Consider the following 14329-nt stretch of genomic DNA (forward strand, 5'->3'; position numbering starts at 1 on the left):
GCCGGCAAGCAAACCAACCTGCGGTCAGAGGGGTGTGATCTTGCATCAGGATGAATCAGAAATAGTCGAGGTTTTGCGCCCGCATGGTCGGTCTCCGATCATCTTGGTTTGCGAACATGCAAGTTGGCATATTCCTCCGGCTCTGAACGATCTGGGGATCACGGCCGAGGCCCGAAAAAGTCACGTGGCGTGGGATCCGGGGGCCGTCGCCGTGGCGCAGTCGATGTCACAAGCGCTTGATGCAACTCTTGTATCCTCAAAGGTATCGCGCCTCGTCTACGACTGCAATCGCCCGCCACATGAGCCCAGCTCGATGCCCGCGCGCAGCGAGGCCCATGATGTGCCCGGCAACCAAGACCTGACGGACGCGGAAAAGAATGCGCGGGTTGCACGGTATTACGCCCCGTTTCGCGACAGGCTCGCATCTGAAATTGCACGCCGAACCAATCCGGTCGTCGTCACCATCCACAGCTTCACCCCGATCTACAACGGACAGACCCGCGACGTGGAAATCGGGATCCTGCATGACAGCGACAGCCGACTTGCCGATGCCATGCTGGCCATTGCGCAGGATCATGACGTGCGGCGCAACGTCCCTTATGGCCCCGAAGACGGTGTCACCCATACCCTGAAGGAACACGCCGTCGCGCATGGCCATCTCAATGTCATGATCGAGATACGCAACGATCTGATCACGGACAAAGCATCGCAGGACGCTATTGCGAAACTGCTGTCCGGTTGGATTGCGCAGGCGCTTGAAACGACAGGGGCCGAGACGTGTCAGGGGTGATGCGGGGCTTCATTCGCGGCGTCGATGCCGTGAATTATCGGCTGGGCCGGTTCGTGATGTATGGCATTTTTGTTCTGATGGCGATCCTGCTTTGGTCGTCGATCAGCAAGACATTCTTTCTGCCGTCGCTCTGGACGCTGGAAATGGCTCAATTCGTAATGGTCGGCTATTACATCCTCGGCGGGCCGTACTCACTGCAACTGGGCTCGAATGTCCGGATGGATCTTCTGTATGGCGAATGGTCGGTGCGACGCAAAGCGTGGTTCGATGCCATCACCGTCCTTTTCCTGATCTTCTACCTTTGCGTTCTGCTGTATGGCGCCGTAAGTTCCACCGCCTATTCGCTCGGCTATTGGAAGGACGCGCCGTTCTCGTTCCTCGCCGGGATCGTGATCGGCACGGAAGAGGTCGGAAACCTTGAACGTTCGGCGTCATCGTGGCGTCCGTACATGTGGCCGATCAAGGTGGTGATGATCTTTGGTTTCGTCCTGATGCTGCTGCAATGCGTGTCGGAGCTGTTCAAGGATATCCTGCGGCTAAGAGAGGCCGAGATCTGATGTCCTATGAGCTGATCGCCACCCTCATGTTCTCGACGATGATGCTGATGCTGCTGACCGGTCAGCGGGTATTCGGCGCGATCGGGTTCGTGGCTGTCGTTGCGGCCCTTCTGCTGTGGGGGGACAGGGGTGGGTTCGACCTCGGCTTCGCCGCTGCGATGAAGCTGATGAAATGGTATCCGCTCCTTACCCTGCCGATGTTCATTTTCATGGGCTACGTGCTCAGCGAGTCCAAGATCGCGGATGACCTCTATCGCATGTTCCACGTCTGGATGGGCGGATTGCGCGGCGGGTTGGCGATTGGCACGATCGGCCTCATGGTGCTGATCTCCGCCATGAACGGCCTCAGCGTCGCGGGCATGGCGATCGGCGCCACCATTGCCCTGCCGGAGCTTCTCAAGCGTGGCTACGACAAGCGCATGGTCACGGGCGTCATCCAGGCGGGATCGTCCCTCGGCATTCTGGTGCCGCCCTCGGTGGTTCTGGTGCTTTACGCGATGATCGCACGACAGCCCGTCGGCCAACTCTGGCTGGCCGGTGTCATTCCCGGGCTGATGATGGCGGCGTTGTTCGTGCTGTATATCGTCGTGCGCTGCTGGAAGAACCCTGACCTCGGGCCTGCATTGGATTCCGGCGACCGCGATCTGCCGATGGCCGAGAAACTGCGTCTCCTCCGGGCCGGCCTGCTGCCGCTGGGGATATTCGCGGTCATGATGGTGCCCTTCGTGAACGGATGGACATCCCTCGTCGAAAGTTCCGCAATCGGAGCGATCACGGCCTTTCTTGCGGCCGTTCTGAAAGGCCGCATGACCCGCACCGTCTTCGAGAACACGGTACGCAACACCTTGGGCATCACCTGCATGTTCATGTGGATCATCCTTGCGGCACTTGCATTCGGCGCGGTGTTCGATGGCCTCGGGGCCGTGAAGGCAATCGAGAACCTGTTCACGGAACAGCTCGGCCTGAACCCATGGGTCATCCTGATCCTGATGCAGCTTTCGTTCATCATCATGGGAACGTTCCTCGACGATACGGCAATGCTCGTCATCGTGGCGCCGCTCTATGTGCCGCTTGTCGGTGCCTTGGGCTTCGACCTGATATGGTATGGCATCCTCTATACGATCACCTGTCAGATCGCTTACATGACGCCGCCTTTCGGCTACAACCTGTTCCTGATGCGGGCGATGGCACCGCCGGAGATCAGCATTCAGGATATCTACCGTTCCATCGGGCCGTTCGTCGCGGTGATGGTCGGGGCGCTGATACTTGTCATGGTGTTCCCGCAACTGGCCCTGTGGCTGCCCGGCTATGTTTACGGAAATTAAAGCAAAGAACTCCGCCAACGGAGCTATCCCCCAACCAGGAGAGTGTTATGACCACAAGACGTAGTTTCATCACGAAGGCCGGCTTTGTCGGCGCGACGGCACTGGCGGCGCCCTCGATTGCCCGTGCTCAGGAAGCCATCAAATGGCGGTTTCAGACCTATGCCGGCTCGGCATTGGGCGAGCATGTGACAAAGCCCGTCATCGACTACATCAACACCGCCGCAAACGGCGAGCTGGAGATAGAGCTGTTCTACGCCGATCAGATCGTCCCCACGGGCGAGCTGTTCCAGGCCCTGCAGCGCGGCACCATCGACGGTGTGCATTCCGACGACGACTCGATGGCCTCGCCGACCCCGTTGCAGCAATTTGGCGGCTATTTCCCGTTCGCGACGAAACACATTCTCGATGTCCCTGTCCTCTTCAATCAGTACGGCCTGAAGGAGATCTGGGAAGAGGAATACGCGAAGGTCGGGGTCAAGTGGCTGTCGGCTGCGGGACAGGACCCCTGCAACTTCAATACCAAGAAAGAGATCACGAGCGTCGCCGACCTCGACGGTCTGCGCCTCTATACCTTCCCGACGGCGGGCCGGTTCCTGTCCAAGTTCGGTGTCGTTCCGGTGAACATCCCCTACGAGGACGCCGAAGTGGCAGTCCAGACCGGTGAACTGGACGGCATGGCATGGTCCGGCATCACCGAGGATTACACCGTCGGGTGGGCCGATGTGACCGACTATTTCCTGACCAACAACATCTCGGGTGCGTGGATCGGGTCGTGGTTCGTGAACGAGGAACGCTGGGCCGACCTTCCCGAACACCTCAAGGCGATCGTCATGGCCGGAACCGAAGCCGGTCATACCTATCGCAACCAGTGGTACTGGGGCGGCGAAGCCGCGTTGCGCGCGAATGGCGACAAGCTGGCGCTGCGGTCGGTTCCTGCGGGCGAATGGGCCGAAGTCGAGAACGCCGCCAAGGAGTTCTGGGAAGAAGTGGCGCAGGAAGGCGAAGTCCATCAGAAGATCGTCAACATCTTCAAGGAATACAACGCCGTCATCAATCAGGCCGGTGCCCCTTACAATTTCGAGTAAGACACCGGACGACGACTACGGCCACCCTGCACGCGCGGGGTGGCCAATCTACGCACAAGGACACGCACCATGCCCGGCAACCTGACCTTCGAAGCCCTCAAAGCTGCCGTGAAAGACGGGACGATCGACACCGTCCTGACCTGCTTTCCGGACATGCAGGGCCGTCTGATGGGCAAGCGTTTTCACGCGGTGAATTTCGTCGAGACGTCATTCAAGGAAACCCACTGCTGCAACTACCTGCTGGCCACCGATCTGGAGATGGCGACGCCGCCCGGCTACGCCGCGACCAGTTGGGAAAGCGGCTATGGCGATTACGTCATGGCGCCCGACCTGACCACGATCCGCCGACTGCCGTGGCTGGAAGGCACCGCGATGGTGCTGTGCGATATCCTCGACCACCATACGCATGAACCCGTCCCCCATTCTCCGCGCCAGATGCTCAAGAAACAGGTCGCGCGCCTGAAAGAGCTTGGCTTCGACGCGATGATGGCGACCGAGCTGGAATTCTTCCTGTTCGAGCAATCGTTCGACGACATCCGCAAGAATGGCTTTCGCGATCTGGTACCGATCAGTGGCTACAACGAGGATTACAACATCCTCCAGACCACCAAGGAGGAAGGCGTCATGCGCCCGATCCGCAACGGCCTGTTTGATGCGGGTCTGCCGATCGAGAACTCCAAGGGCGAAGCGGAAACAGGTCAGGAAGAGCTCAACATCCGCTATTGCGACGCCCTTGATTGCGCCGACCACCACACGATCGCAAAGAACGCGATCAAGGAAATCGCATGGCAGAAAGGCCATGCAGCAACGTTCCTGCCCAAGTGGCACCATTCGAAAGTGGGAAGCTCGTCCCATGTGCACCAGTCGCTCTGGAAAGACGGCGAGCCTGCCTTTTACGATCCTTCCGCCGATCTGGGCATGTCCGACATCATGCGGCACTACATGGCCGGGCTGATCGCCTATTCCCCTGATTACACGTTCTTCCTGGCCCCCTACGTCAACAGCTACAAACGCTTCGCCAAGGGCACATTCGCACCAACCAAGACCGTCTGGTCCGTCGACAACCGCACAGCGGGTTTCCGGCTGTGCGGGGATGGAACCAAAGGCATCCGGGCGGAATGCCGGATCGGCGGATCGGACCTGAACCCCTATCTGGCGCAGGCCGCGATGCTGGCAGCCGGGATCAAGGGGATCGAGGACAAGATGGAACTGGCGCCCGCGACGACGGGCGACGTCTACGAGGATGCCAAGGCGCAGGACGTTCCCCAGACGCTGCGCGCAGCCACCGAAAAATTGCGCAACTCTGCTTTCCTGCGCGCCGCAATGGGGGATGACGTGATCGATCACTACACCCGCTGTGCGGAATGGGAGCAGGAAGAATTCGACCGTGTCGTGACCGATTGGGAAATCGCGCGCGGCTTTGAAAGGGCCTGACGATGATCCGTTGTATCTCTCCCATTGACGGTTCGGTCTATGCCGCACGGGAAACCCTAACCGCCGACGCCGCGCAGGATGCGGTTGCGCGTGCCAGCAAGGCGCAAAAGGAATGGGCCGCCCTGCCCCTCGACACCCGCATCGCGCGCGTGATGGCAGGCGTCGCCAACGTGGGCGCCATGAATGACGAGATCGTGCCCGAACTCGCGCATCAGATGGGGCGTCCGATCCGATACGGCGGCGAGTTTGGCGGCTTTGAAGAGCGCGCGAGCTATATGGCCGGCATCGCCACGGAGGCTCTGGCCGATATCGTCGTCGAGGACAGCGCCACCTTCCGCCGTGTGATCAAACGCGTCCCGCATGGCGTCGTGCTTGTCGTTGCCCCGTGGAACTATCCCTACATGACCGCCATCAATACGGTCGCTCCGGCGCTTGTCGCGGGCAATGCGGTGATGCTGAAACACGCCAGCCAGACCCCGCTGGTGGGTGAACGGATGGCCCGGGCCTTCCATGCCGCAGGCGTTCCCGAAGACGTCTTCCAGAACGTCTTTCTGGACCATCAGACAACGTCCGACCTGATCGCGGCCAAGTCGTTCGGCTTCGTCAATTTCACGGGATCCGTCGGCGGCGGTCAGGCGATGGAACGCGCGGCCGCGGGGACGTTCACCGGCGTTGGGCTGGAACTGGGCGGCAAGGACCCCGGTTATGTCTGCGATGACGCCGATCTGGATGCGGCGGCTGAAACGCTGATCGACGGCGCGATGTTCAATTCCGGTCAATGCTGCTGCGGGATCGAACGCATCTACGTGGCGCAGCAGCATTTCGATGCCTTCGTCGAGAAGGCGGTAGCGATCGTCTCCGGCTACAAACTGGGCAATCCGTTGGACGCCGATACGACATTGGGGCCGATGGCACATGCGCGCTTTGCCGACGAGGTGCGCGCGCAGATAGCCGAGGCTGTCGCCGATGGTGCCACGGCGCATATCCCGACATTCCCCGAAGATGATGGCGGCGCCTATCTGACCCCCCAGATCCTGACCAACGTCACCCACGACATGCGCGTGATGCGTGACGAAAGCTTTGGTCCGGTGGTGGGCATCATGCCCGTCAAGGATGATGCCGAGGCGATCGCCCTGATGAACGACAGCCACTTCGGCCTGACCGCATCCGTCTGGACCACGGATGCCGCGCGCGCCGAGGCAATTGCCGATCAGATCGAGACCGGAACGGTGTTCATGAACCGCGCCGATTACCTCGACCCCGGTCTGTGCTGGACCGGGTGCAAGGATACCGGGCGCGGGGGTGGACTGTCGCTGATCGGCTATCACAACCTGACCCGACCGAAATCATATCACCTGAAGAAAGCCTGACCCATGTCGTTGACCGCCAACTGGTCCTATCCGACCGCCATTCGTTTCGGGGCCGGTCGCATTTCTGAAATTGCCGATGCCTGCAAGGCCGCCGGCATGCAGAAGCCCCTGCTGATCACGGATCGTGGTCTGGCAAACATGGACATCACGTCGAAGACGCTGGACCTGCTGGAGGCCGCGGGCCTCGGCCGCGCGATCTTTTCGGACGTCGACCCGAACCCGAACGAAAAAAACGCGGCCGCCGGTGTGCGGGCCTTCAAGGATGGCGATCATGACGGTGTCGTCGCCTTCGGCGGCGGTTCCGGCCTTGATCTGGGCAAGCTGGTCGCTTTCCAGGCGGGGCAGACACGGCCATTGTGGGATTTCGAGGATATCGGTGATTGGTGGACGCGTGCGGACAGCGACGCCATCGCACCCATCGTCGCCGTTCCCACGACCGCCGGAACGGGCTCCGAAGTCGGGCGCGCCTCGGTCATCACCAATTCGGAAACCGAAGAAAAGAAGATTATCTTTCACCCCAGGATCCTGCCATCCGTCGTGATCTGCGACCCCGAACTGACGGTCGGCATGCCGCAGTTCATCACTGCGGGCACCGGACTGGACGCCTTCGCGCATTGCGTCGAGGCATTCTGCTCACCGCATTATCACCCGATGTCTCAGGGCATGGCGCTCGAAGGGATGCGGCTTGTCAAGGAATACCTGCCGCGCGCCTATGCCGATGGAACGGACATCGAGGCGCGCGCGCAGATGATGTCTGCGGCTGCAATGGGCGCCACGGCGTTTCAGAAGGGCCTCGGCGCGATCCACGCATTGTCGCATCCGATCGGTGCAATCTATCATACCCACCACGGCACGACGAACGCGGTCTGCATGCCGGCGGTGCTGCAATTCAACAAGCCCGCGATCACGTCGGTGTTGACGCGGGCGGCGGACTATCTCGGAATCGATGGCGGATTTGACGGGTTCTGTGCTTATGTAGACGAGCTGAACGCGTCGCTTTCGATCCCGAAAACGTTGACGGAACTGGGCGTCAAGAACCCGGATATGGATCGTATCGTCGCAGATGCCCTGCGCGATCCGAGCACCGGCGGCAACCCGGTCGAAATGACCGAGGCGAATACACGGGCCTTGTTGCAGGCATGCCTGTAACGGCCCGCGCCAAAAGATGAATATGCATCGCCAACCGGGGAATTGACTTAATCGCGTTACGATAATTCCCTTATGACTAAACACGCAAAATCCAACACGGGGACAAGACAATGAAACTATCTACCGCTTCAACCATCGCCGTCATCGCGGCACTTGGCACACATGCCGCACATGCAGATACCCTGCGCCTGCTCACCTGGGGTGGCTATGCCCCCGAAGAGGTGATCGAACTGTTCGAGGCCGAAACCGGCCACACCGTCGAGGTGACGACCTCCAACAACGAGGAAATGATCGCGAAACTGCGCGCCACCAATGGCGGAGGCTTCGATCTGGCCCAGCCGAGCCAGGATCGTATCGCCAGCGCACAGGAAGAGTTCGGGATCTACAAGCCCATCGACATGTCGAAGGTGACGGCGGACCTGTTCATTCCCTCGATGCTGTCGGCGACGGCAGCCAACACCACCTATGAAGGCGAGGTTTACGGCCTGCCGCATGTCTGGGGCACCAGCGGACTCGTCGTGAACACGGCCATGGCTGGCGACGTGACCGACTACGTCGATCTGTGCGATGCTTCGGTTGCCGGCAAGGTATCCTACCGTCTGAAGCGTCCCACGTTGATCGGGTTCGCCTACTCGATGGGTCTCGACCCATTCGCCGCCTATGGCGACAGCGACGCCTATCAGGAGATCCTGAACGAGGTCGAAGCCAAGCTGACCGAGTGCAAGCCCAATGTGAAAACCTATTGGGATGGCGGCGACGAGATCAAGAACCTGCTCCGCTCGGGCGAGGTCGTGGCGTCGATGGCATGGGACACCGGTGGTTGGCAGCTGAACGCCGACAATTCCGACATCACTTTCGTGGCCCCCGAGGCCGGCGCATTGGGTTGGATCGACACCTTCGTCCTGCCGGCCCGTGGTCGCGCGGATGACGCGGCCTACGCCTGGATCAACTTCGTGATGCAGCCGGAGATCGCGGCGATGATCACGAACACGGCCGGCAACTTCACGGCGGCCGTCGACGGCGATGCGGGCGTCAACGAAGACCTGAAGGCCCGCTATCAGGGCAGCTTCGATCAGGCCGCGATCGACAACATCAAGTGGTATCCGCCGGTTCCCGCCGGTCTGGAAGCACTCGAAGGTGCCACCCTCGACCGGATCAACGCTGCGCGCTGATCCGACCAGACGCCAATCAAAAGGGGCACCGCGCGGTGCCCCTTTCCATCTTGCAAGGGTGCCAAGTGTCCGACCCCAATCCCGATCTCGTTTGCAGTAACCTGACGAAAGCGTTCGACGATTTCGTCGCCGTGGACCAAGTCAGTTTCGAAGTCCCCCAAGGGTCGTTCTTTTCGATCCTCGGCCCATCCGGCTGTGGCAAAACCACGCTGTTGCGCATGATTGCGGGGTTCCAGGCCCCCACCAGCGGGGATCTGCGGATCAAGGGCAAATCCATGATCGGCGTGCCGCCCAACAAACGGCCGGTGTCGATGGTGTTCCAGCATCTCGCGCTGTTCCCGACCATGAACATCGGCGACAACGTCGGCTTTGGCCTGCGACAGCGCGGGGTCGGCAAGTCCGAGATCAGGGAGCGGGTCGAACGGGTTCTGGAACGCGTCGGCCTGCCCGGTGTGGCCGAACGCCGGATCGGACAGATATCCGGGGGCCAGAGGCAACGTGTCGCGATCGCGCGCTGCATGGTGCTGGAGCCGGACGTCCTGTTGCTGGACGAACCGCTTGGCGCGCTCGATCTGAAACTGCGCGAGCACATGAAGGTCGAGCTGAAGTCTTTGCAGGCCGCGTTCAACACGACCTTCGTCTACATCACCCACGACCAGTCAGAGGCCTTGGTGATGAGCGACAACATCGCGGTGATGAACCGCGGCCGGTTCTCGCAGATCGGCACACCGCACGAGGTCTATCACGCGCCAAGCACCGCCTTCGTTGCGGGCTTCGTCGGTGAGGCGAACAGGATCGACGGCCGCATAACGGCGCAGAACGGCGGGGCGCTGACCTTCACGACGGACAGCGGTGCCGAGATGAAGATCGACGCGCCTGCCTCCGGTCTGCGCACGGGCGATCGCGCACAGGCCTTCCTGCGCCCCGAAGCCATCGAGATGGTCTCCACGGGCGAAGGTTTGAACGTGTCGGGCGGTGTCGTCGAAAACGTCCTGTTCAACGGCGCAAACAGCAGTGCGACGATCAAGGACCAGACCGGGACCATCCTGACGGTCGCATTGCCCCAGACGGGGCCCTTCGCGACGTTGCGCAAGGGGGATGCCGTGTTTACGCGTTGGGACCCGAGCCGGGCGCGCTGCTATCCTGTAACGGAAGGCTGAACCATGGTGTCCGACAGCTCCCGCCTCGGGTTCTACCTGTTGCTTGCCCCGATCCTGCTATGGCTGGTCGTCCTGATCATCCTGCCCCATGTCGGCCTCTTCGTTGTGTCGATCAGTGAAAAGATCGGGCCGCGCGAATACGAGACCGGTTTCGGCAATTATGCCACCTTCTTTTCCGAACCGCTCTATTGGCGCACCTTCGCACGCACGGCGATCATGTCGATCCTCGCGACCGCGCTGACGCTGATCCTCGGGTTTCCCATCGCCTACTACATTGCCAAGCTGACGCGGGGGCGCACCAAGACGACGCTTTTCCTGATGTGCATGATCCCGTTCTGGGTGTCCGAACTGGTGCGCACATATGGCTGGATGATCCTGCTGCGGGAAACCGGGGTGATCTCGAATCTGTTGCAGGCGATCGGATTTGCCGATGGTCCTGTCGAAATGCTGTACAATGACGCGGCGATCATGGTGGGACTGGTCTACACCTCGATCCTGTTCATGGTCGTACCTCTTGTCACGACGCTGGACAGCCTCGACGACAGCCTGATCGAGGCCGGCTATGACCTCGGCGGCACAAGCACGGCAGTCATGCGTGAAATCGTGATCCCCCATGCGATGCCCGGCATCGTGTCGGGATGCATCGTGGTGTTCATGCTGTCGCTGGGAAACTACCTGACGCCGATCCTGCTGGGCGGCAAGGACAGCCTCTGGTTCACCGGCATGATCTACACCCAGTTCATCACCCGGTTTAACTGGGAACTGGGATCGGCCTTCGGGTTCCTGCTGCTGGTGCTGTCGTCCCTCGTCGTCTTTGCGGGACTCAAGCTGTCGCGACAGTCGCTGACCGAAACGATGGGGCGCACATGATTCCCACCGTACCCCAATCCGCCTTCAGCAAATGGTGCTACCGCGCCTATGTCACCGCGTTCTTCATCTATCTGGCCCTGCCGCTGACCGTCGTCTGCGTGTTCGCCTTCAACGACAGCGTATTCCCGTCCCTCCCGTGGGAGGGGTTCACCCTTGCGTGGTTCTTCGGCACCGAGGCGCCCTTCACTGGCGTCTTTCACGAACGTGCGATCATTCGATCCATTGGCACATCGGCATTCGTCGCGCTGTGGGTATCCGGACTGGCCGTGGCGGTCGGCACCTGCAATGCGTTCCTGTTCGTGCGGCATGAATTCCGCGGCAAGGCGCTGCTATATGTGCTGATGCTGCTGCCGCTGATCATTCCGGGGGTGATCCTCGGCATCTCGATCCTCGTGTTTTCCAGCGCCATCGCCAACACCCTGGAGGACGCGACCGGCCTGTGGTTCGACGGCCTGCGCCCCGGCCTGATACTGGTCATACTCGGCCAGTTCTCGTTCATCACGACCTTTGCCACGCTCGTCATCTCGGCGCGCCTGCAAAAGTTCGACCCAAGCCTGGAAGAGGCTGCGCTGAACCTCGGTGCCAGCAAGCTGGGCGCGATTCGGCAGATCACCCTGCCGTTCCTGCTGCCTGCGATCGTGGCGTCCATCGTCGTGGCAACGTTGATGAGCTTCGAGAACTTCAACACGACCCTCATGCTGGTCGGATCGGACTCACCTTTGACCATCACGATGTTCGACAAGCTCAAACAGGGTTCGACCCCGGTGCTGAATGCCGTGTCGTTGCTGTTGATCATGGTGTCGGCGGTTCTGGGGCTCATGTCGCTGCTGTTCCAGTCCGACAAGCGCTAGGACGGCGGAGACGCCGCCACAGGCAAATGCTTCGCCATTGGCCGGCTCAGGATCGGTGCAGCCGTCGGACCGAATACCGTGTGGTATCGATGCGACGGCTGCGGCCCCCCAATATCAGGTGGTTCTGCCGACCCGATAAGCTTGATGCCCATTCGATTCGGCAGAAGCACCCCCAACCGAGGGTCATGCATCGCCTGGATGATCAGCACCGTCGCGCCCCCGCGACCGAAGGAGTCAGGTCAACTGACCGAATTCGGCCCTGACGACGGACAGGTGGGGGAATGGTAGGCCCGGCAGGACTTGAACCCGCAACCAAAGCGTTATGAGCGCTCTGCTCTAACCAATTGAGCTACAGGCCCCCGTCACTGTAGGAAGCGATAGCAGACCGCCCGGGGCGGTCAAGAGAGAGGACCCAAGATGACCGATACCCCCCGTGCACCCTACCTGGGCCGCTACCTCGTTGTGCTCATCCTCGTGATGATCGGCTTTGCGGTGCTGGGCTGGGGTCTGCTGCGGTTTGCAGGCATTGCCATACCGGGCGGCGCCGTCGCGATCGTCCCCCCGATGGTTGCCGCCTTGCACGTTGGACAGACATGGGGGCGGGAACGTGGCGAGATTCCCGACAACCGGACGGCCTGGCGCTGGTCGCTGATTGCGGGCCTCGTGTTTCTGGCGCTGCAACTCGTGACCTTGCCACTTGTTCTGGCCACCCTCACGCTCAGCCCCGATGTGATCCAATTGTTCGTCATCCTGATTGGCGGCACGACCATCATGTCCGTGCTGGTTCACCGATTCTTCCTGACCATCGGGGCCAAGGGGGCCATTGCCGGGCCTCGGGCCTGATGCTAGGCGGCGCGGACGCGGGGTAAATTGGCGTGGGGACACAGATGACCGATGGCAAGAATGGCCTGACCTATGCGGACGCAGGCGTTGATATCGATGCCGGGAACGCGCTGGTCGACCTGATCAAACCGGCGGCAAAGTCCACCGAACGGCCGGGCACGATGTCCGGCCTGGGTGGTTTTGGCGCCTTGTTCGACCTCAAGGCCGCGGGCTATGACGACCCGATCCTTGTCGCGGCCACCGATGGTGTGGGTACGAAGCTGCGTCTCGCGATCGACACCGGCATTCTCGATACGGTCGGCATCGACCTTGTGGCGATGTGCGTCAATGACCTCGTCTGCCAGGGCGCGGAGCCTCTGTTCTTCCTCGACTATTTCGCGACCGGTAAGCTTGAGACGGCCGCCGCCGCGCGGGTGATCGAAGGCATCGCGGCGGGCTGCAAGGCCTCTGGCGCCGCCCTGATCGGGGGCGAGACGGCGGAAATGCCCGGCATGTACGGCGCGGGCGATTTCGACCTTGCGGGGTTTGCCGTCGGCGCGATGGAGCGTGGGACCGCCCTGCCCCGGGATGTCGCCGTCGGTGACGTCCTGCTGGGCCTCGCATCCGATGGTGTCCATTCGAACGGGTTCAGCCTCGTGCGCCGCGTCGTCGATCATGCGGGCCTGACGTGGGACAGTGCCGCGCCCTTTGCCGACGGCACGCTGGCCGAGGTTCTTCTGACGCCCACGCGCCTTTATGTGCGGTCCGTCCTTGCGGCCATCCGCGCAGGCGGCGTGCATGCGCTGGCCCATATTACCGGCGGCGGCCTGACGGAAAACCTGCCCCGTGTCCTGCCCGATGGCATGGGTGCGCGGATCGACCTTGGTGCCTGGGACCTGCCGCCCGTCTTCGCATGGCTGGCCAAGGCCGGCGGGATCGCCGAGGCGGAGATGCTCAAGACCTTCAACTCCGGCATCGGAATGGTCGTCGTCGTTGCCGCCGACAAAGCCGAGGCTCAGATCGCGCTGCTGCGCGAACAGGGCGAGGATGTTTGCGTTCTGGGGCACGTTACCGATCAGACCGGCATCACCTACGACGGTCAGCTGGGGTGAAACGCGTTGCGATTCTGATTTCCGGCGGCGGCTCCAACATGCTGCGGCTGGTGGACAGCATGACTGGTGACCATCCCGCGCGCCCCGTTTTCGTGGGATCCAACGACCCGAAGGCGGGCGGGTTAGCCCGCGCCGCCGAAAGGGGCATTGACACGGGCTTCGTCGATCACCGCGCTTTCGGCAAGGACCGTGCGGCATTCGAGGCGGCGCTGACCGCCCGGTTGGAGGCGGCCGCCCCCGACATCATCGCGCTGGCCGGTTTCATGCGCATCCTGACCCCCGCCTTCGTCGATCGCTGGCAGGGGCGGATGCTCAACATCCATCCCTCGCTTCTGCCGAAGTATCGTGGCCTCGACACCCACGCCCGTGCGATTGCCGCCGGTGACGCCGAGGCCGGCTGCACCGTGCATGAGGTGACGGCCGACCTCGATGACGGTCCGATCCTCGGGCAGGCAAGGGTTCCGATCCTGCCCGGTGATACGTCGACGGACCTTGCGGCCCGTGTTCTCGTGCAGGAACACCGCCTGTACCCGGCTGTTCTGCGACGGTTTGTACAGGGGGACAGGACCCCGGTGATGCTCGGCTGACGGCCTTTCCCTGCCTCGCGCTATGGGCTAGACCGGCGGACAAGA

14 protein-coding genes and 1 tRNA gene are annotated in these 14329 nt (G+C 61.7%); 14 read left to right on the plus strand and 1 reads right to left on the minus strand.

Going from position 1 to position 14329, the window contains the following annotated elements:
• Positions 1-34: 34 nt before the first annotated feature.
• The 11 genes from V6N07_RS03845 (at position 35) to V6N07_RS03895 (ending at position 11763) form a co-directional block, all read left to right on the plus strand.
• Positions 35-790 (plus strand): N-formylglutamate amidohydrolase, encoded by a 756-nt coding sequence (locus V6N07_RS03845; protein WP_371154181.1) that lies wholly within the window; start codon positions 35-37, stop codon positions 788-790.
• Positions 790-1347, plus strand: coding sequence for a TRAP transporter small permease subunit (locus V6N07_RS03850; protein ID WP_371154183.1), 558 nt, complete (start codon positions 790-792; stop codon positions 1345-1347). The genes V6N07_RS03845 and V6N07_RS03850 overlap by 1 nt, the downstream gene beginning before the upstream one ends.
• Positions 1347-2672, plus strand: a complete 1326-nt coding sequence (locus V6N07_RS03855) for a TRAP transporter large permease subunit (protein WP_371154185.1) — start codon at positions 1347-1349, stop codon at positions 2670-2672. Before V6N07_RS03850 ends, V6N07_RS03855 begins: the two co-directional genes overlap by 1 nt.
• A 47-nt stretch (positions 2673-2719) precedes the next feature.
• Complete coding sequence (locus V6N07_RS03860; RefSeq protein ID WP_371154187.1) at positions 2720-3757, plus strand: TRAP transporter substrate-binding protein; 1038 nt, start codon at positions 2720-2722, stop codon at positions 3755-3757.
• A 69-nt stretch (positions 3758-3826) separates the two neighbouring features.
• Positions 3827-5191, plus strand: coding sequence for a glutamine synthetase family protein (locus V6N07_RS03865; RefSeq protein ID WP_371154189.1), 1365 nt, complete (start codon positions 3827-3829; stop codon positions 5189-5191).
• Between the two features lie 2 nt (positions 5192-5193).
• Positions 5194-6561 (plus strand): aldehyde dehydrogenase family protein, encoded by a 1368-nt coding sequence (locus V6N07_RS03870; RefSeq protein WP_371154191.1) that lies wholly within the window; start codon positions 5194-5196, stop codon positions 6559-6561.
• Positions 6562-6564: 3 nt separating this feature from the next.
• Positions 6565-7710, plus strand: a complete 1146-nt coding sequence (locus V6N07_RS03875) for an iron-containing alcohol dehydrogenase (RefSeq protein ID WP_371154192.1) — start codon at positions 6565-6567, stop codon at positions 7708-7710.
• 110 nt (positions 7711-7820) lie between these two features.
• A complete protein-coding gene (locus V6N07_RS03880) occupies positions 7821-8882 on the plus strand; it encodes an extracellular solute-binding protein (protein ID WP_371154194.1) in 1062 nt (353 codons plus the stop codon).
• Between the two features lie 65 nt (positions 8883-8947).
• Complete coding sequence (locus V6N07_RS03885) at positions 8948-10042, plus strand: ABC transporter ATP-binding protein (protein WP_371154195.1); 1095 nt, start codon at positions 8948-8950, stop codon at positions 10040-10042.
• A gap of 3 nt (positions 10043-10045) precedes the next feature.
• Positions 10046-10912 carry an ABC transporter permease gene (locus V6N07_RS03890; RefSeq protein WP_371154197.1) on the plus strand — a complete coding sequence of 289 codons (867 nt, stop codon included), beginning with the start codon at positions 10046-10048 and terminating at the stop codon, positions 10910-10912.
• On the plus strand, positions 10909-11763 hold the full coding sequence (locus tag V6N07_RS03895) for an ABC transporter permease (RefSeq protein WP_371154199.1): 855 nt from the start codon (positions 10909-10911) through the stop codon (positions 11761-11763). The genes V6N07_RS03890 and V6N07_RS03895 overlap by 4 nt, the downstream gene beginning before the upstream one ends.
• 282 nt (positions 11764-12045) lie before the next feature.
• Here the strand turns inward: V6N07_RS03895 and V6N07_RS03900 are convergent.
• A tRNA-Ile gene (locus tag V6N07_RS03900) sits at positions 12046-12122 on the minus strand.
• A gap of 58 nt (positions 12123-12180) precedes the next feature.
• Between V6N07_RS03900 and V6N07_RS03905 the strand changes: the two genes are divergently transcribed.
• The 3 genes from V6N07_RS03905 to purN are packed head-to-tail and all read left to right on the plus strand — an operon-like array spanning position 12181 to position 14284.
• On the plus strand, positions 12181-12606 hold the full coding sequence (locus tag V6N07_RS03905; protein WP_371154201.1) for an ABZJ_00895 family protein: 426 nt from the start codon (positions 12181-12183) through the stop codon (positions 12604-12606).
• 44 nt (positions 12607-12650) lie between these two features.
• Positions 12651-13697, plus strand: a complete 1047-nt coding sequence (gene purM, locus V6N07_RS03910; RefSeq protein WP_371154203.1) for a phosphoribosylformylglycinamidine cyclo-ligase — start codon at positions 12651-12653, stop codon at positions 13695-13697.
• A complete protein-coding gene (purN, locus tag V6N07_RS03915; RefSeq protein ID WP_371154205.1) occupies positions 13694-14284 on the plus strand; it encodes a phosphoribosylglycinamide formyltransferase in 591 nt (196 codons plus the stop codon). Before purM ends, purN begins: the two co-directional genes overlap by 4 nt.
• Positions 14285-14329: the final 45 nt, after the last annotated feature.

Source organism: Jannaschia sp. 2305UL9-9 (assembly GCF_041403465.1).
Lineage (GTDB): Bacteria > Pseudomonadota > Alphaproteobacteria > Rhodobacterales > Rhodobacteraceae > Jannaschia.

What these genes read in the sequence shown, in the direction of transcription:
- V6N07_RS03890 (WP_371154197.1), top strand. Translation starts at nt 10,046, where the DNA reads ATGGTGTCCGACAGCTCCCGCCTCGGGTTCTACCTGTTGCTTGCCCCG.
- V6N07_RS03855 (WP_371154185.1), top strand. Translation starts at nt 1,347, where the DNA reads ATGTCCTATGAGCTGATCGCCACCCTCATGTTCTCGACGATGATGCTG.
- V6N07_RS03905 (WP_371154201.1), top strand. Translation starts at nt 12,181, where the DNA reads ATGACCGATACCCCCCGTGCACCCTACCTGGGCCGCTACCTCGTTGTG.
- purM (WP_371154203.1), top strand. Translation starts at nt 12,651, where the DNA reads ATGACCGATGGCAAGAATGGCCTGACCTATGCGGACGCAGGCGTTGAT.
- V6N07_RS03860 (WP_371154187.1), top strand. Translation starts at nt 2,720, where the DNA reads ATGACCACAAGACGTAGTTTCATCACGAAGGCCGGCTTTGTCGGCGCG.
- V6N07_RS03865 (WP_371154189.1), top strand. Translation starts at nt 3,827, where the DNA reads ATGCCCGGCAACCTGACCTTCGAAGCCCTCAAAGCTGCCGTGAAAGAC.
- V6N07_RS03875 (WP_371154192.1), top strand. Translation starts at nt 6,565, where the DNA reads ATGTCGTTGACCGCCAACTGGTCCTATCCGACCGCCATTCGTTTCGGG.
- V6N07_RS03870 (WP_371154191.1), top strand. Translation starts at nt 5,194, where the DNA reads ATGATCCGTTGTATCTCTCCCATTGACGGTTCGGTCTATGCCGCACGG.
- V6N07_RS03850 (WP_371154183.1), top strand. Translation starts at nt 790, where the DNA reads ATGCGGGGCTTCATTCGCGGCGTCGATGCCGTGAATTATCGGCTGGGC.
- V6N07_RS03880 (WP_371154194.1), top strand. Translation starts at nt 7,821, where the DNA reads ATGAAACTATCTACCGCTTCAACCATCGCCGTCATCGCGGCACTTGGC.
- V6N07_RS03895 (WP_371154199.1), top strand. Translation starts at nt 10,909, where the DNA reads ATGATTCCCACCGTACCCCAATCCGCCTTCAGCAAATGGTGCTACCGC.